Annotated in this window: 14 protein-coding genes and 1 other RNA gene; 6 read left to right on the top strand and 9 right to left on the bottom strand. The window is 30.5% G+C overall.

The window, feature by feature from the left end; all coding sequences use genetic code 11:
- Positions 1-55: 55 nt before the first annotated feature.
- From KEC93_RS09865 to KEC93_RS09850, 4 genes are all read right to left on the bottom strand, one after another.
- Positions 56-1,333 carry an FAD-dependent oxidoreductase gene (locus KEC93_RS09865; RefSeq protein WP_077868565.1) on the bottom strand — a complete coding sequence of 426 codons (1,278 nt, stop codon included), beginning with the start codon at positions 1,331-1,333 and terminating at the stop codon, positions 56-58.
- 200 nt (positions 1,334-1,533) lie between these two features.
- Entirely contained in the window at positions 1,534-2,712 is a 1,179-nt protein-coding gene (locus tag KEC93_RS09860) for an iron-containing alcohol dehydrogenase (RefSeq protein WP_077868566.1), read from the bottom strand.
- Positions 2,713-3,075: 363 nt separating this feature from the next.
- Positions 3,076-3,534 (bottom strand): hypothetical protein, encoded by a 459-nt coding sequence (locus tag KEC93_RS09855; protein ID WP_012058162.1) that lies wholly within the window; start codon positions 3,532-3,534, stop codon positions 3,076-3,078.
- A 167-nt stretch (positions 3,535-3,701) separates the two neighbouring features.
- Positions 3,702-4,070 (bottom strand): hypothetical protein, encoded by a 369-nt coding sequence (locus tag KEC93_RS09850; RefSeq protein ID WP_039770408.1) that lies wholly within the window; start codon positions 4,068-4,070, stop codon positions 3,702-3,704.
- Between the two features lie 423 nt (positions 4,071-4,493).
- On the opposite strand from KEC93_RS09850, the gene pknB reads away from it, so the two are divergent.
- Positions 4,494-5,975 (top strand): Stk1 family PASTA domain-containing Ser/Thr kinase, encoded by a 1,482-nt coding sequence (gene pknB / locus KEC93_RS09845; RefSeq protein ID WP_065417867.1) that lies wholly within the window; start codon positions 4,494-4,496, stop codon positions 5,973-5,975.
- 34 nt (positions 5,976-6,009) lie between these two features.
- On the opposite strand, the gene KEC93_RS09840 is transcribed toward pknB, so the two are convergent.
- The gene (locus KEC93_RS09840; protein ID WP_065417866.1) at positions 6,010-7,116 is read right to left on the bottom strand and encodes a DUF3810 domain-containing protein; all 1,107 of its coding nucleotides are present in this window, start codon (positions 7,114-7,116) and stop codon (positions 6,010-6,012) included.
- Positions 7,117-7,389: 273 nt separating this feature from the next.
- Positions 7,390-9,384: an oxidoreductase gene (locus KEC93_RS09835; protein WP_077868567.1), complete on the bottom strand. Its 1,995-nt coding sequence runs from the start codon at positions 9,382-9,384 to the stop codon at positions 7,390-7,392.
- A 220-nt stretch (positions 9,385-9,604) separates the two neighbouring features.
- Between KEC93_RS09835 and KEC93_RS09830 the strand changes: the two genes are divergently transcribed.
- Positions 9,605-10,150 carry a PadR family transcriptional regulator gene (locus KEC93_RS09830; protein ID WP_065417864.1) on the top strand — a complete coding sequence of 182 codons (546 nt, stop codon included), beginning with the start codon at positions 9,605-9,607 and terminating at the stop codon, positions 10,148-10,150.
- A gap of 491 nt (positions 10,151-10,641) precedes the next feature.
- Positions 10,642-11,160, top strand: coding sequence for a hypothetical protein (locus KEC93_RS09825; RefSeq protein WP_077868568.1), 519 nt, complete (start codon positions 10,642-10,644; stop codon positions 11,158-11,160).
- Between the two features lie 49 nt (positions 11,161-11,209).
- Here the strand turns inward: KEC93_RS09825 and aspD are convergent, their stop codons facing one another.
- Positions 11,210-12,847: an aspartate 4-decarboxylase gene (gene aspD / locus KEC93_RS09820; protein ID WP_077868569.1), complete on the bottom strand. Its 1,638-nt coding sequence runs from the start codon at positions 12,845-12,847 to the stop codon at positions 11,210-11,212.
- A gap of 230 nt (positions 12,848-13,077) precedes the next feature.
- Here aspD and ffs point away from each other — a divergent pair.
- Positions 13,078-13,343, top strand: an RNA gene (gene ffs / locus KEC93_RS09815) — signal recognition particle sRNA large type.
- A 275-nt stretch (positions 13,344-13,618) separates the two neighbouring features.
- Here ffs and KEC93_RS09810 read toward each other — a convergent pair.
- Entirely contained in the window at positions 13,619-14,824 is a 1,206-nt protein-coding gene (locus KEC93_RS09810) for an MFS transporter (protein ID WP_077868570.1), read from the bottom strand.
- Between the two features lie 332 nt (positions 14,825-15,156).
- On the opposite strand from KEC93_RS09810, the gene KEC93_RS09805 reads away from it, so the two are divergent.
- Both KEC93_RS09805 and aguB read left to right on the top strand, forming a co-directional pair.
- Entirely contained in the window at positions 15,157-16,200 is a 1,044-nt protein-coding gene (locus KEC93_RS09805; protein ID WP_077868571.1) for an agmatine deiminase family protein, read from the top strand.
- A gap of 22 nt (positions 16,201-16,222) precedes the next feature.
- Positions 16,223-17,101 (top strand): N-carbamoylputrescine amidase, encoded by an 879-nt coding sequence (gene aguB, locus KEC93_RS09800; RefSeq protein WP_017209591.1) that lies wholly within the window; start codon positions 16,223-16,225, stop codon positions 17,099-17,101.
- Between the two features lie 501 nt (positions 17,102-17,602).
- Here aguB and KEC93_RS09795 read toward each other — a convergent pair.
- Entirely contained in the window at positions 17,603-18,448 is an 846-nt protein-coding gene (locus tag KEC93_RS09795) for a MurR/RpiR family transcriptional regulator (RefSeq protein ID WP_077868572.1), read from the bottom strand.
- Positions 18,449-18,450 lie beyond the last annotated feature (2 nt).

Raw genomic sequence — 18,450 nt, 5'->3', positions numbered from 1 at the left:
TTATTGGGAAGCTAATAAAAGCTCCCCAAAATTTAATATTTTTAATTATAGTAACTTAGTTTTTACATTGCTTTAAAAATATATTTGTTAAATTTAGTTTTTTAACTCTTGATCTTATTTCATCATTATTTATGCTATACAATCCTAAATCTTTCATCCTTTCAAAATATTCTGCTCCTGAAAATGTATATCTTTCACTCATTTTTCCTTCCTTAACTTTGTCATTTGCATATGCAATAATATCACCTGTAGCAAGCTCTCTTGGCAATTCTAATAAAGGCTTTTTCTCCAAATACTGAACTGCATTATAACCTGCTAAAGTCCCTGTAGTCATAGCCTCAGTATGACCTACAAAGAATCCACTTTTTTCACCTCCACAAAATAAATTTTCAACGCCATTTACTTGCATTGAATTATTTCTAGGCGCAGCACATAAATATCTAATTGAATTACCATTACTTCCAACTAGTGGATCTATATAAACTACATTTTCTAATCCTTTTATTTTCCTTAATTTATCTAGTGGATAGTGAGATGTCATAAGCTTTACGCGTCCTGTATCTAATAATATAATATTCTCTGCAAATTCTAAGGTCGCATATTGCTGACATACCTTTTGTTCTAACTTTTCTAAATGTACATCTTCCTTAGGTATAGGAATAACTACAACTCCATTTTTCTCTAATTCTTTTATTATGTCTTTTGATAAAGATTCTCTAGGAAATTCACAAGATCCGCTCATTGCACCCTTCATTCCATTTGCTCTTTCTCCTACTAAGTCATTTACTCCTGCTCTACTGCTTATACTAACTCTTGCACCAAAGCTAGGACATCTTAATGTACACATGACGCATCCATTTCCATACTTCACACAATTAGGCATTGATCCTGTTGATCCTGTAGTTTCTACAAATACATCTCCAGTTATAATATCTTTATTAAATAATACCAATGATTTTATTTTATTGCCTTCCATATTTACATCTGTTATTCTACTTTGCAAAAATATTTTAACTCCACATTCTATTAAATATCTTCGAACAATTGGTTCAGCTTTACCTATATCACATAGCCATGAATGTTTGTGTTCTGGGAAATCTATATTCTTATGAATTGCTATTGAATCCATAATTCTTATGAAATCACCTGCACCAAGATTTATCAGCTCTTCTGCAGCAGTATATCTTCCATTATTCCTCATTATCCCACCAACATTTCCTACTCCAAGTAGCAAATCAGTTCTCTCATATAACTCAACTTCTGCACCTAATTTTACTGCTTCTAATGCGGCAGAGCACCCTGCCCATCCTCCACCTATAATTATAACCTTCATTTTATTCTCCTTTAAAATAGTTATCTGTTATATATTGTATTCAATTTTTTGTCTAAGTTGAGTCTTATCATGTTTACTGATCAAATTCTCTAAAAATTTATCACTACCTATTAACATATAAAAGAGCCAAAAAGCTTATCTTGTCTACTTTTGGGCTCTTTAAAGATTTATAACACTGACTATAATTCCTGAAATAATTTTTATCTAGCCATTATATAAATTTTTTTCATGTCTTCCATATTGAGCTTTTGAAATTCCCCTATGGTTCTAGTATCTTTGAAGCTACATTTATAAGCTAGGTCATCAATTTGATCATCTGTCAAATTAACTCCAAGTTCTTTTATTGATATTGGCATATCAATAGAATGATAAAAACTTTCCATTGCTTCTATTCCCTCTAATGCAACTTTTTCTGGATTATAAAAGTCATTGGTTATTCCCATTACGTTTACAGAGAATTGTACAAAACGACTTATATTACTTTTATACACATACCTAGCCCAGCTTCCCCAAACTGCTGCCAAACCAGCTCCATGAGCAACATCAAACATACCTCCAAGTTCATGTTCTAATTGATGACATGACCAATCACCAACTGAACCACATCCAGTTAAATCATTATGCGAAAGACTTCCTGCCCACATTACTTCAGCACGTGCATTATAATCTTTTGGATTTTTCATTAATATTTTTATATTATGAATTACTGTTCTCATTAATCCTTCGCTAATTCTATCTGTTATCTCCATGCTCTGTTCTTTTGTAAAATAACGTTCCATAGTATGCATTAATATATCAGTAGCTCCACTGGCAGTCTGATATTTAGGTAATGTATAAGTAAGTTCCGGATTCATAATTGCAAATTTACAACGTGCATACTCAGAATTACATCCTCTTTTCAGCCATCCTTCTTCATTTGTAATAACTGATGAATTGCTCATTTCACTTCCTGCAGCTGCAATAGTTAAAACTGCCCCAACAGGTAAGCAGCCGGTTGGAATAACTTTTTTACTATATATATCCCATACATCACACTCATTAGCTATGCCATATCCTATTGCTTTTGCTGAATCAATAACACTGCCTCCTCCAACAGCTAATATAAAATCTACCTTTTCCTTTTTGCATAAATTGATTCCTTCATATACTTTTGAAAGTCTAGGATTAGGTACAACTCCACCTAAGCTAACATAATCGATTTCAGCTTCCTTTAAAGATTCAAAAATTTTATCCAAAAGCCCAGACTTTTTTGCACTGCTTCCACCAAAATGAACTAGGACTTTCTTACAATTTTGATTCTTTATAATAGTGCCGATCTGTTTTTCTGAATCCTTTCCAAAAATCACTCTCGTAGGAGCATAAAATTCAAAATTCTTCATTATTAATACACTTCCTTATTTCTAATTTAGTATTAAGTTCTTTAATAATATATTACTCCTTCGAGACAACTCTAAGTCAAGAGAAATATATGAATAAAATGGTAAAATAAAAAACTAACTTCTTGATTGCAAGAGTAAATTTATCTTACAAGAAGTTAGTATCAATTGAATACTTAACATATCACAGCTTCAAATAAAAATTTATTACTGAACACATATAAGTTAAAATTATATTACTAAACTAAATTTAAGATATTGCATTATAAAATACACTCTTAAAGTTTTATATTAAAATAAATGATATTATTTAAAATATTACCAACATTCTAAGTTTTAGATTTTTATCTTTCTATGTAAAGACCTTTAGAGTGTGATGTTATTCATTTCATTTATCATATTGGTGACTAGATCATCCATTCCTATATTCTCTAGCCCACTAGGAACTATAAAATTAGGATCGTCTAACTCTCCACCAGCTTTAGCTATAATTTGTTTTGCCCTTTCAGCATTATTTTCATCTGTATTTACAATTACCTTATAATTTACATCAGCTATTTCTTCAAAACCGCCCATACCGCTTACCATTGGATTTGCAGCTGCCATTGGCCCGTAACCTGAATCAACCGTAGGATTATCGTTAGATAGTATTAAGTTTGCCAGACTATTTGTGCTGCTTTCAGTGCCTGGCCTGTTTTGTCCAGGGTTATCATTTGTATAATGATCATTTATATCTGCCACAGCATCTTTTATACCTATTTTATTTAATGCTTCTACAGCTTGATTAGCTGCTTTTATACCACTAAAGTAACCTTCTATCTTCATAAAAAAATATCTCCTTTTATAATTTTATTCAGTGGTATTTTTTCACTATGTTTAAACTATTATTCCTAAATCTTGAATATCTAAATATCTTTTTAATTTCTTTACACTAAAAAGCAACTGCAGGGTTGCTTCATTTACCTATCCCGCAATTGCTTTTTTATAATTACCTATTTATTGGGTTCACATGGATATATATAATTTCCTATGGTACGAACTCTTAATCTTTCTGGATCACATTCTTCTTGTTCTGGAATTACGAACACTACTTTACGCTCAATAGTTCCACATGCATCACGATCGCAAGGATCTTCATGTGCCATTGTTACAAATCCTTTGAATGCAAGTATTCTATCACAATCATCATATAAAATAGCTGCAATAGCTACTTTTTTGCCTAAGCAAACATTATTTACTTTTATTTTTACTGTTACTAATTTTGCACCATGCTTTTCCAAATTAACTGGTTTTGATTTGATTGTACTACATAATTCGCAGTCATGCTTAGTACATTTACATTTATTTTCATATCTTTCCATTCTATACAACTCCTTGCATATAAACTCAAAATGAAATAAAAATTACTTATATTGACTTGGTCATTTTAATTTTTTTATAGTTACATATATCATTAAAATATATCTTCAACATAAAGTATAAGTTGATATATGTTCTCCAAAATCAAATGAGTATCTTTAAAACGCTTTTATTTCACATATGCAATGCTTTATCAGCAACGAATTTTCAATGAAAATATTTAATGCGCTTCCTATGTTTATAATATATTCTCTAATAAATATTTATGTGAAAGAAAACGACATTTTTTCCTATAAAATAAAATCATCACTTAAAATAAAATGATATTTCCTGTAATAATCTTCTTTTTTCTTTGCTATTATTTGAAAACAAATATAAAATTAGTTATGATATAATAGATATACAACTGTTTTAGGGGGACATATATGATTGGAACATTACTTATAAACAGGTATGAGTTGCTTGAAAAAATAGGTGAAGGTGGCATGGGAATTGTCTATAAAGCAAAATGCCATTTATTAAATAGATTTGTAGCTGTAAAAATATTAAAATCAGAATTAAGCAATAATGAAGAATTTATTCTCAGATTTAAGAGAGAGGCAAATTCAATTGCAAGTTTATCACATCCAAATATAGTAAATATTTATGATATTGGCTCAGAGAATAATATTAATTTTATTGTTATGGAATATATTAATGGTAAAACATTAAAACAAGTATTAAAGGATAATGTACGACTCAGCCCTGATACTACCTTAAATATATCTTTACAAATGGCTGAAGCTTTAATATACGCTCATAAAAATAATATAATTCATCGAGATATAAAATGTGATAATATTTTAATTTCAGATGATAACATTGCAAAATTAACAGACTTCGGAATTGCAAAACTTCCAAATTCTTCAACAATAACAAATTCAAATAAAATTATAGGCTCAGTGCACTACTTTTCACCAGAACAAGCTAAAGGAGGATATGTTGATTTCAGAACTGACATCTATGCTCTTGGTATTGTCATGTATGAAATGATTACTGGAAATGTTCCTTTTAATGGAAAGACATCTATTTCAGTAGCAATTATGCATATACAAGAACCTGTTATTCCGCCAAAGAATTTTATTACAGATATACCTGAGAACATTAATTTAGTAATTCTAAAAGCCTTAGAAAAAAATCCAGCCGATAGATTTAAATCAGCTAAAGAATTTGCTAATGTTTTAAGTTCACTAAAAGAAAATCCCAACTTAAAAATAGACTTTAATAGCACATTAATAGATGATTCAACTGTCATGATTGATACCAATAAAGAAATTGATCCCACTGTGGTTATGAGCAAAGAGCCAATACAAGAAACTGTGCTATTAAAGAGCGTCACTAATAATTTACATATAAGCAACCTAAAAAGTAAATCAAAAAAAGTTATTTTATCAATTGGGCTAATTGCTTTTTGCATTGCTGCCTTTGCCTTAGGTAAGTATTTCTATGGAGGATTATCTAAAAATACAGGATATAAGGATTCTCCTATAAATAGTAGCATTGAAGAAAATACTTTAGGAACCACTAGTAAAGAAAATAATGACAAGTTGCAACCAAGTGAAAAAAGGCAAGTACCACTATTAGTTGGAAAATCTCAAGATATTGCTGAATCTATTATAAATAGTAATGAATTTTTACTTGGAAATATAGGTTATGAATACAGCGATACTGTATCAAGCGGCCTAGTTATAAGTCAATCTCCTACTGTTGGTACATCTTATGAAAAAAGTGGAAAGATAGATTTGATTATAAGCCAAGGACAAAAAGTTACTCAACCTGCACCAGAAACAAGAAAAAATAATAGCAATAATAATGGCAATGGTAACGGTAATGGAAAAGAAAAAGAGAAAAAGCAAAAAAATAAATGACCAAAGGAAAGTTTATCTCCTTGGTCATTTCTTATTAAAATTGAACTTTATACCCTGATATCAGTAGTTTCACGACAGCATTATAACTTTTAATTCCTTCTGTTTGACCACCAGCTTTTAATATCTTATCATATACATTATCATACAGCTTTGATATTTTACCTCTATAATTGCTCCAGTATAATGAATCATTTTTTAATTCTAATTTCACATTATCTGAAAGTTCATTATTTATTCTTTTAAAGGCTTCTTGATTGAAATAATATAAATCATTCATGCAGTAAGAATACGCCATAAGATATCCGCTATATTGATATTCATAATTTTTAGAGTTAGTGCATGCTAGAAAACTTATATAATTTGCCTCATCTTCACTATTAAAACCTCTTACATGGCTCAATTCATGACAAATTGTACTTGGAACATTCCATTTGGGCATATCATTATTATAATTAGCTTCAAGGGTAAAAGTTGTTTCTCCCTCCAATAATTGATATGACATAAGTTTTGAAAAAACAACTGGCTTTGGATTTGGATAAAAACCTTGCAAAGACGGATAAATTTCTCCTATATGTTCCATACTGATTATTCCTTCTTTTCTTGCATCATAATCTAGCTTTAATAGTCCATCTTCATCTCTTTTTATCTTTCCATCTAACTCATTCAATCTAACTTTTAAATAGTCACAAAGTTCTATTAATTTTTCTTCTGAATTATCCTGCACTTTTAATCCAGTTAATTCAACAAAATTTAATCTGAATGAGTTTATCCCTAGAGTCATTATATTTAAAAATACAAATGCTGATATATATATAAGCACATTTGAAGTAGCTCTTATCATTATTTTTTTTAATGAAAGTTGTTTTGAAAAGAGTAGATATGTATAATTTAATATTCTTACAAGAATATATATAAGGAAAGCATATAATATTATTTCGTATACTGAAAATGGTATTAATGACAAACATCTTGAAAGTGTATTTACCAGTGTTAAATAAATATACTTGTAATAGAAATTTGAAAATCCATATATATACCGTGCCATTGCAAATAGAAGAATGCTGAATCCAAGTAGTAATCCACTTATTATAAACTTAGTTTTAATTGATATATTCTTTTTTCTTTTTAGTAAATTTCCCATTCTCAATGTTCCTTTCTTACTAAGAAACTAACCTTCTAATATTGTAAATCAGTTCCAATATCATTATAATATCACTTTTTATTTTTACATTCTATACTAAAAAAGACAGTAAATTTATAAATACAAATTCACTGCCTTTTTATAATTCATATACATATCTTACAATATTGATTTTGTAAATAAAATTTACTCCTAAAATATTATATGAAAAACCTTCTAAATATAAAGTGCCATATAAATAGCTTATATGACACTTTGCTAACATTAGATTAATTATATATGATTTGCAACCTCATATGCATCCCAGATGGCATACATAATATTCGAAACCTTACGTGCATCTCCTAAAAGATAGATTTCTGGAATCTCAAATTCCAATTCTCTATATAAAGAATTTTCTTCCTTATACCCTACTGAAAGTATTACTGAATCACATTTAATTTTTTCTACTCCGTTTTCTGTTTCTATCTCAAGATTTCCATCCTTATAAGCTTTAACTTTTGAATTTACTTTTACTTCAATACCGTTAAATGGTATTAATCTTTCAAGCATTTCACTATTTGCAGAACACAAAGGACCATTTAGTGCAAGAATCTTATGCAATGCTTCTACTATAGTAACTTTCTTACCCTTCTTAGCTAGATCAAGCGCTAATTCACAGCCAACTAATCCACCACCAATTACTACAGTATTATTAGCTGACTCTTTCTTTCCTAATAATACATCTGCTGCTGTAAATACTCTCTCATCATCTCCCAATGAAAATACTTTAGGAGTAGATCCTGTTGCTATTATCACAGAATCTGCCTTATGACTTAGTATTTGTTCTTTTGTAATTTCGCTATTTAAATTGACTTCTACATTTAGTTGCTTCAATGTATTTGTATACCAGTTAGCTAATGCAATATCATCTTCTTTAAAGTCTGGCGAACCTCCTGGTATAAGATTTCCACCTAATCTATCAGTCTTTTCATAAAGTACTGGTTCATGCCCTCTAAGAGCTAAAACTCTTGCTGATTCACAACCTGCAACTCCACCACCAACTATAAGTACTTTTTTCTTTCCTAATATAGGAGTTAATGCATTGTCCTTTTCTTTACATGCTTGTGGATTTACCGCACAGTTAAGCATAGCATAATTTTGAAGACGCCCCATACATCCTTCTTGACATGATATACAAGGTCTAATTGAATTACACTTATTTGCTCTTAATTTATTTACATAATCAGGATCTGCAAGAAGTGGCCTTCCAAGACTCACAATATCACAAGTTCCATTTTCAATTGCCTCAAGAGCCATATCAGGATTGTCCATTCTTCCAGCACATATTACTGGAACATCAACAGTTTCTTTCATTAATTTAGCATATGGTCTGTATAACCCCTTTTCTTGATACATTGGTGGGTGACTCCACCACCATGAATCATAAGATCCAACGTCTATATCTAATGAATCATATCCATAGGATACAAGTAACTTAGCAGCTTCAATACCTTCTTCTAAATCTCTTCCTTTTTCAATAAATTCTTCTCCTGGAAGTGCTCCATCTCTTAAATCTTTAATAAAACTCTTTGGAGAATATCTAAGAGTTACAGGGAAATCCTCTCCACATCTATCTTTAATTTCTTCTACTATTTCATGTGCAAATCTAAGTCTATTTTCTAGGCTTCCACCATATTCATCAGTTCTATGATTAAATAATGAAATAGCAAATTGATCTATTAAATAACCTTCATGTACAGCATGAATTTGTACACCATCAAATCCTGCTCTCTTTGCATTATAAGCCCCATCTCCAAACTTTTTAACTATAGATTTAATTTCATCTATTGCAAGTTCACGACATATTTTATCAAGCCATCTATGTTGAATTGCTGATGGTGCAACTGGTGGATATTCTCCAAGATTAGTAGGAATTGTAACCCTTCCAAATCCACCTGACATTTGTAAAAATACTTTTGCATTATATGCATGTATCCTTTCAGTCATTTCTTTGCTTGTTCTAACAAAATGTACTGGATTATGTGTAGGACATGGAGTACTTGGCATACCATGTTCTTCTACTTCATTATCTACAAAAGTAACTCCAGTGATAATTAGGCCTGTCCCGCCTTTAGCTCTTTCAGTATAGTAGTCAATTCCCCTTTGATTAAATCCACCTTCGCTATCAGCTAGTCCAAGTGGTCCCATTGGCGCTAATGCAAAACGATTTTTTATCTCACAGTTACCAATTTTAATAGGTTCAAATAGCTTTTTATACTTATTCATAAATTTCCTCCCATAATGTTTAAACGTTTAATTATCTGATTACCTTAATTCCTTTATTCAACTATATTATAATACTGCAAAAATAAACATGTCAATTTTTACATGTTTAACAGTTAATATTTTTCTATTTCACTTTATATTTTACTATGCTAAAATTGTCATTGGATAAACTCAAGCAAATAACATTCAAATAAGCTACAGAAATATTAGAGGTGCATGTATGAGAACTTTAAAATATGCTATTTTAGGACTTATTAATAGAAATCCTTTAACCGGATATGATATAACAAAAGAATTTAATTCTGGTTTAGTTGAATTTTGGTATGCTAAGCATAGTCAAATATACCCCGAATTAAAGAAATTAACCGATGAGGGGTTAATTTCATACGAGACTGTTATACAAGGAGAAAAGTTAGAAAAAAAGTTATATACTATAACTGAAAAAGGGCGAAAGTCATTGCAGAAATGGCTTTCAAAAGACGATCCTTTAGAGCCAACCCCAAAGGATATTTTTAAACTTAAAGCTTATTTCTGTGATGAGATGGATCACGATACTTTAATAAAGCAATTTAAAAATACACTAACCAAACACATTGAAAGATTGGAATACCTTGAAAATTCAATGGATGAGCTTTTAAAGACAAAAGACATTTTAACAGTATCCTCTTCAGATTTCGGGGGCTATATAATATTGAACGGAGCCATCATGAGGGAAAAATCATACATAGATTGGCTGGAAGATTGTTTAAGAAAAATGCATTTATAGTATGCAATTTTCTTGGCAAATTAATCTTTAATTGCTTAGATATAGATAAACAATATATGACTTAGACTTATGCAATCACCTGCCGAAAGTAAAAACATTATTATTTCACAGGACTATGAAAATTTCGCTGAAAGTACTAAATTGCTGGTTGCACCACTAATGCTTGCTCCCAATTTCATTGTTACAAGCATTAGTTGAACAACCTAAAATTAAGAGCTTTTAACAGCTCATTTTCAATGCCTGCTGCATAAAAATGTTTCTACTTTCTAATATGGTATTTATTAAAAACTAGATTTATGTGATAACTTATGGAAATCACAAATTTTGATTCCGAAAAGCTATGAAAATATCGCTGAAGGTTCTAATCAGAAGGTTATATCCTCTTTACTAAAATAAATTAAAAATTCAAGTTATTTTTATCAATAAATTAGAATTATTTTTTTAATGTGAAAAAAATTATATAATAAAATATCTTAAGGAGGATCACAAAAATGAAAAACTCTAGATCAAAAAGCTTATATATATTAGTAATAATATTGTTTATAGTAATCATATCTGCATTTTCTTTTTTCAGACATTCCAATAGTAATCTGCCCAAAGGCAATAGTGATTTATCAAATAACGAAAGCCAAGACCCTTCATACTATAAAAGTCTATATGGTACTTGGACTATTGAAAAGCATATACCTTCGAATATAAAGACTACTCTAAGCGAATCTACTATATCTCTATGTATAGGTCAAAAATTTACTATAGAGAAAGATAAGATTTCCTCAATTTACGGAGCTGTATCTGATCCAACTATTAATGAAGGAACAATTACAGCTACAGAATTTTATAACACTTATAATGATACTTTCAAAAATCTTGGTATTTCAGGTGATAAAATTAAATATATAAAAATAACGCAGCCTGAAAAGACAACTCATTCTGCAACTCTTTTTATTACAGATGATGAAAAAGTCTATGCTCTATTAGGTGGAGCACTTTTTGAATTAAAGAAACAGTAAGAAAGCTAAAAAGATAACTAAATTAATACTAGTTATCTTCTTAGCTTTCTTATGACTTATTTCCTTGATTTCTCCATGAAGTAACATATTCATCTAAAATTTTATGAAGTGCCTCTCCAATCCTTGAATATGCATCATCATTAAGATTAGCCAGAGATATTCTAATTGACCACTCTGGTCCTTTAAACCCTCCACCACTTAATAGAACTATAGATGATTCCTCAGCCAATTTGTATAAAATATCTACTGGCTTATAGTTAATTTGAAGATATTCGCCAAATTCACTTCCATAATAGCAAGTAGCCCATTCTAATAAATCAAATTCTGTATAATATGCAGCATCATACGGATCTTCTCTTAAATCTAATCCTAGACCCTTAAACAAAAGTTTTTGTCTTCGTTTGCAAATATCTTTGGTTTGTTTCTTATATGTGTTTTCTTCGTCTAATAGAGCAAACGCACAAAAGAAGGCCATTTGGACTTGCTGTGGAGTTGATAATCCTGCCGTGTGATTAAGAGCTACTTGTCGGCTGTCTGCTACAATTCTATCTATAAATTTTATATCATCTGGAGTCGTTGAAAGATCCCCATACCGCTGCCTTAACTCAACCTTTTTATCTTCTGGTAAATTCTTTAATAATTTATCAAAGATATTCTCTGAATAAAGTGATATTGTTCCAAGTCTCCATCCAGTTACTCCAAAATATTTTGAAAAAGAATAAACACCTATCGTATTATATGGCAAGTCTGCCATTAGAGATCTATAATTATTTACAAAAGTGCTGTAAACATCATCTGAAATAATCATTAAATTAGGGTTATAATCTTCTACTATATTTATTAACTGCTTAACGCTCTCTGGTTTAATTGCTACAGAAGGAGGATTACTTGGATTAACAACAAATAGAGCCTTAATACTACAATCTTTAAGCTTATTAAGTTCTGATTCTGGGTATTGCCACGTATGAGTTCCATCCTCTGTAAGTTCTGTCGCTTCAATATGTATAATTTCAAAGTTATAACGCGGCAAATGTGGTATTTCCAAATAAGGCGTAAAAACTGGAACCATTAGTCCTATTTTTTCTCCAGGAGCCAGCAATTCATTTGCGATTAAGCTATCGAATATATAACACATTGCTGCAGTAGCCCCTTCAACTGCAAAAATATTAAATCTCCCTACAGGCGGTTTATTGTAACAAAGCTCTGAAACAAGATACTCATGAACAATTTTTTCAATATGTATTAGCATCCGATCTGGCACTGGATAATTATCTCCTATAATAGAATCTGTAAGCTCAAATATCCAAGAGTCTGCATCAAACCCTTGATTTTTAATACCATAATCGCTTATTCTTCTTAAAAGCTCTATTCCTGGCATCTCTTTATTTTGGTCTAAAAAATCATAAAATCTTTCAGCTATCCCCTCTTTTTTAGGCATACCAGCTAAATCGACATCATTCCAAACTCTTCTTGTTTCTTCTACTGCAAAAATTCCAAAAGTAAAAAAAGCTTCCCTAGGTGTTGCAGCAGTCCAGTTAGGATTACCTCTTCCTGCATTTAATAACGTACGGGCACTCTTTTTTCTTTGCCCCTCAGCTAAATTTATTAATTCATTCTTGAATTCAAATGGACTTATTTTACCATAAACTTTTTCTATTTCTTGACGCTGAACATTTTTAATACTCATAAATAGTACTCCTTACTCAAGTTATATGAACATATTTGTTATTATTGTTCAACAAGTTACGATAATTTATTCCTAACTAATCATATAACTTTTTAGAAGAATATCTTTTCAAATACCGAAAAATTATCAAATATTCACTTAAATTCCCACGGAAATGTCTCTTGAATATAAGCTTTGAAGATGTTATTATTATTTCACGGCAAGAAAATGCTTGTCATTATAAGTAATTTTCGTGCTAGATGGGGAGCTAGCGGTGCCCTGTAACCTGCAATCCGCTATAGCAGGATTGAATTCTCATTATAGGCTTTAATCCATTTGGTCAGTCTAATACAAGTGGTGTTGAGAATCGGGTCCCATGCAGCAGAAACTTGTGAATTCCGTCAGATCTGGAAGGAAGCAGCGGTAAATGATAACTTCTGAGTGCCGTGGATAAACCTAGTTTGAGCTAACTATATTAGTAGCGCAAGTATGTTAACTGTCAACAATGAGTGCACGTTTCCTTGATTATTAATTCTGAGATATTCGTTAAGCTCTTATTTTGAACCTACAAATTAAATTCGGGAGTTTAATATTTAGATGATGAAATGTACTTTTGAGTGAATCCTTTTACGGTTTTAAAAGCGATTGAGGCATCTGTGAAAACACCCACCTATCGAGAGATAGGCGTCAAAATTAGAGTACCGATATTTTGGATCTTATTTTAGAGATTTAAAGCCAATGCTTAATAACATTAAGCATTGGCTTTTTGATTTCTTGCAAATAAACGAGGTTCTATCCATGATTTTCTATCTTAATAAGTTTTAAAACTGATGATAAGCCAATTAGAATAAAAAATGCAACTGCTAAAAAGCATGATATCATGATAACAACGCCTTCCCATCCGTATAAAGACCAAAACGTTCCTCCAGCAGTTCCACCAACGCTTGAACCAACATAATAAAATAATAAATAAAGAGATGACGCCTGAGCCTTATCATGAGTTGCTATTTTGCCAATCCAACTACTAATTATTGAGTGGCCTGCAAAAAAACCAAATGTTAAAAGAGCTATTCCAATAATCTTTAGCAAAAGACTTACATTTAATGTAATGCTTATCCCAAATAACATTATAAAAATTGAAATGCATAACATTATATATTGTCCATGTTTATCTGCTAGACGTCCCATAAATGTTGAACTAAATGTTCCTACTATATATATTACAAAAATAAAGCTCACTAAGGTTTGGCTCAAATTGTATGGTCGTTCAATTAATTGAAAACCTATAAAATTATATAACGAAACAAAACTTCCCATAATTAAAAATCCAATACCATATAAGCAAAGAAGATTAGGATTCTTTAAATGATTAAAACTTGATTTAATTAAATTCTTAATTTCAAATGATCTAGCCTCGAAATGCTTTGATAAAGGCAGCTTTCTCCAAAACAAAAAACTTGAAATAAGTCCTAAAATACCTATAACTGCCAACGCTAATCTCCAGTTAAAAAAATCATTAATTACCCCTATAATAATACGTCCACTCATTCCACCTATAGAATTACCACTTATATATAACCCCATTACTAATCCTAAACTTGATTTGTCAATTTCCTCACTAATATAAGCCATAGCTATTGCAGGTAATCCCGCTAAGACAAATCCTTGCAAACATCGTATTACTAGCATACTGTTAAAATTAGGAACAATAGCCGTCAATACTGCTAGTATTGATGATGCGAAAAGAGAAAAACACATAATTGGCTTTCTCCCAAGAACCTCTGACAATGAACCAAAAATCAACATACTAACAGCCAATGTACATGTTGTAACTGACAGCGATAAACTCGCCATTGTAGGTGATATACCAAATTCCTTAGACAAATAAGGCATTAATGGTTGTGTACAATATAAAATCGCAAATGTATTAAAGCCGCCAGCAAATAAAGCAATACTAGCATGGCGAAATTCACGTGTACCTTTTTGAATATAGCTCATAATAATCACTCCATACTTTATTCTATGAAACATTGTTATAATAACCACTATAATTTTAGCACAATGAATTATACGTTTAATTTATAAAAATAGTGTAATATTTTGTATTAGGCCTATGATAACGTTTATAGATGTATATTTCTACAATTTTCATAAAAACATAATCAAGGTAAAAAATATACCTTATTCTTAAAAATGTAACCGTTAAAAATCCATCTATATTCTTCCTATAATTCAGGCCTTGACATTGATGCAATGTGGAGTTTATTATATGATAGATACTATATATAGTATTAAAAATATAAAATATAAGCATGAAAAAGAGGTATTGTATGTATCCAAAAGATTTTAATTATAAAATGCCTGCTGAATGGACTGCTCATGAGCGTACATTCATATCTTGGCCAGTAAAAGATTCAATGTGTCATCCAGATAACTATAAAGATGTTTGTGCTGGATATGCAGAATATATTCAATCAATTGCTGAATTTGAACCAGTTTCAGTAATTGTTAATCCATATGAATTGGATAATGTAAAAAAACTTTTTAGTGAGTCTAATATAGAACTACTCCCTATTGAACATAGTGATGCATGGCTTAGAGATAATGGCCCTACATTTCTAATTGATGACGAAGGAAATAGAGCAGGTGTAAATTGGAAGTTTAATGCCTGGGGTGAAAAATATGCACCATGGGATTTAGATGATAAAGTAGCTCCTCAAATTTTAGAGCATTACAATATTAAAAAATTTGATGCTCCTTTAATTATGGAAGGAGGTTCTCTTCATACTGATGGTGAGGGGACATTGATTACTACTGAAGAATGTTTGCTAAATCCTAACAGAAATCCTAACCTTACTAGAGAACAAATTGAAACATATTTAAAGCAATACTTGAACATAGAAAAAATTATTTGGCTTAAGAACGGACTAGATGGAGATGAAACTGACGGCCATGTTGATAATATAGCCTGCTTTGCTGAACCTACTAAAATAATTATTCAAACTTGTGATGATCCAAATGATGCAAATTACAAAATTACTTTAGAAAATATTGAAATCTTAAAAAATTCAACAGACGCAAAGGGCAGAAAGTTTGAAATTATCCCAATTAATCAACCACCTAGAGCTGAATACAAAGGAGAAAGGCTAACTCTAAGTTATCTAAACTTTTATTTTGTTAATGATGGTATTATCTTACCTACTTTTGGTGGAAATGCATCAAAAGCAGATAAAATGGCTGAGAAAGTATTAAGTTTAACTTTCCCAAAAAGAAGAATAAGAACTGTAGATGGAATGGCTGTTATTAAAGAAGGCGGTAATGTACATTGCACAACTCAACAAATGCCATTTCCAAGAAACCTAAAAGTACTATAGAAAAATAAGATGAGGTGATAACATGAGAAAAGTTAAAGTTGCAGCTACACAAATGAGCTGTTCTTGTAATATTGATGAAAATATTTCTAAAGCAGAAAAATTCGTAAGAGAAGCAGCTGGAAAAGGTGCTCAAATTATTCTACTTCAAGAATTATTTGAAACTCCATATTTTTGTCAAAAAGAGAAATCTGATTACTATGTATATGCTACCGAAGTAGCACAAAATAAAGCAATAAATCATTTTAAAGAAATTGCTAAAGAGCTTAAGGTAGTGCTACCAATAAGCTTCTATGAAAAGAAGAATTATGCTAGATATAACGCTATAGCGATAATCGATGCTAATGGTGAAATACTTGGAACTTACAGAAAAAGTCACATTCCTGATGGTCCTGGATATGAAGAAAAATTCTACTTTAATCCTGGAGATACCGGATTTAAAGTATGGAATACGCGCTACGGAAAAATCGGTGTAGGTATCTGTTGGGATCAATGGTATCCTGAAGCTGCTAGATGTATGACTTTAATGGGAGCTGAAATGATATTCTATCCTACTGCTATTGGCTCTGAGCCACAAGACGGCTCTATTGATTCAAAAGACCATTGGCAAGCTTGCATGTTAGGTCATGCTGCTGCAAATTTAGTTCCTGTAATTGCATCAAACCGTGTTGGAGTTGAAGAAGATGAAGATTCTAAAATAACATTTTATGGTTCTTCTTTTATAGCAGGTCCTCAAGGAAATAAAATTGTTGAAGCTAATCGTACAGAAGAAACAGTATTAGTTGCTGAATTTGATTTAGATCAATTGGAGACACAACGTATTGAATGGGGAATATTCAGAGATCGTCGCCCTGATTTATATAAAATAATTACATCATATGATGGAGATCTAATAATTAAATAGCTGCTATTTTCATTATTAAATATTACAGTTTTCGAAAAAAATAATAAGAGTAAAATACTTTTTAAAGCATTTTAACTCTCTCTAAATATTTTAAAAAATTCATTAGTTCAAAAGCTATGATTATAAGATATCAACTAATCTTATAACCATAGCTTTTATTTTACTCTTATGATATTTATAATTTGAATTTTCCTTTTCCCCCTATGTTTCCTCTTTATTAATATTTTCATAAGCTATTTACCACACATCTTCTTACTTATTACATTTCATAGCCTTTTATTCTGCTATTAGAAATTGCTGTTTTGCAATTGCTTCCTTTATATAAATGCTCTATATCCCTGATTTTCCCTATAAATTGTATATTCTTAAATTGTTTTCTTGTTAAAATTATATATTTTTCCCTTTATAAATTGTTTTCTTCATACCTTTTTAAATTGTTAAATTTAAACACTTTTTAACTTTTAAATGTAAATATGTTTTAATTCTTATGTAATTTTACTTTTATAGTTCTTTAACAGCTTTCCTTGTAGAAATTAATTTCTCCTCTACTTCTTTTATGTTATTTCTAATCATCCCAATATATAACATATCTATTATTGCTAATTGAGAAATTCTCGAGCTAATTGCTCCTTCTCTTATTGATTTTTCTACAGCTGGTATGCGAATTACTATATCAGAAATATCAGCTATTGTATTATTTACACTAGCCTTTGTTATTGATATAACTGGAACTTTTCTACGTCTTGCATTTTTTACACACTTAATGACTTCCTTAGTCTCTCCTGAATATGATATTGCTAGTGCTACATCTCCTTCTTCTAATAATACAGATGAAGTTATTTGAAGGTGAGTATCTGTATTACATATACATCTCTTATTCATCCTGCTTAGTTTATAATAGAAGTCCTGGCCAACAAGCCCTGATACCCCAACACTAAAAATATAAATATTTTTAGCGCTTATAAGTAGTTCTATTGCTTTGTCTAAACATTCTTCATCTAGTAAGCTGACCGTTTGTTCCATAATTGAATCTACTGATTGTTTAATTCCATAGATAATATTTTTTGTTCCTAAATCGTTATCTAAATATTGAAACTGTATAGCTCCTGCTTCCTCTTCTTTGCTAATATTAATAGATAATTTTAGTTTCAATTCATTTAAAGTATTAAACCCTATTTTTTTAGCAAATCTTACTACTGTTGGAGCTGAAGTTTTTGTAGCCTCAGCTATATCTCTTGCAGACATTGATATAATCCGTTCCTTAGTTTCTATTAAATAATCTGCTATTAACTTTTCTCTATCTGTAAAACTGTCATAATTTTGCTTAATATACTGTAATACATTCATAA

Origin of the sequence: Clostridium beijerinckii (assembly GCF_018223745.1) — a bacterium.
Classification (GTDB): domain Bacteria; phylum Bacillota; class Clostridia; order Clostridiales; family Clostridiaceae; genus Clostridium; species Clostridium beijerinckii.
Note: the sequence above shows the minus strand (reverse complement) of the source record. Positions and strands in the feature narration are given on the sequence as shown.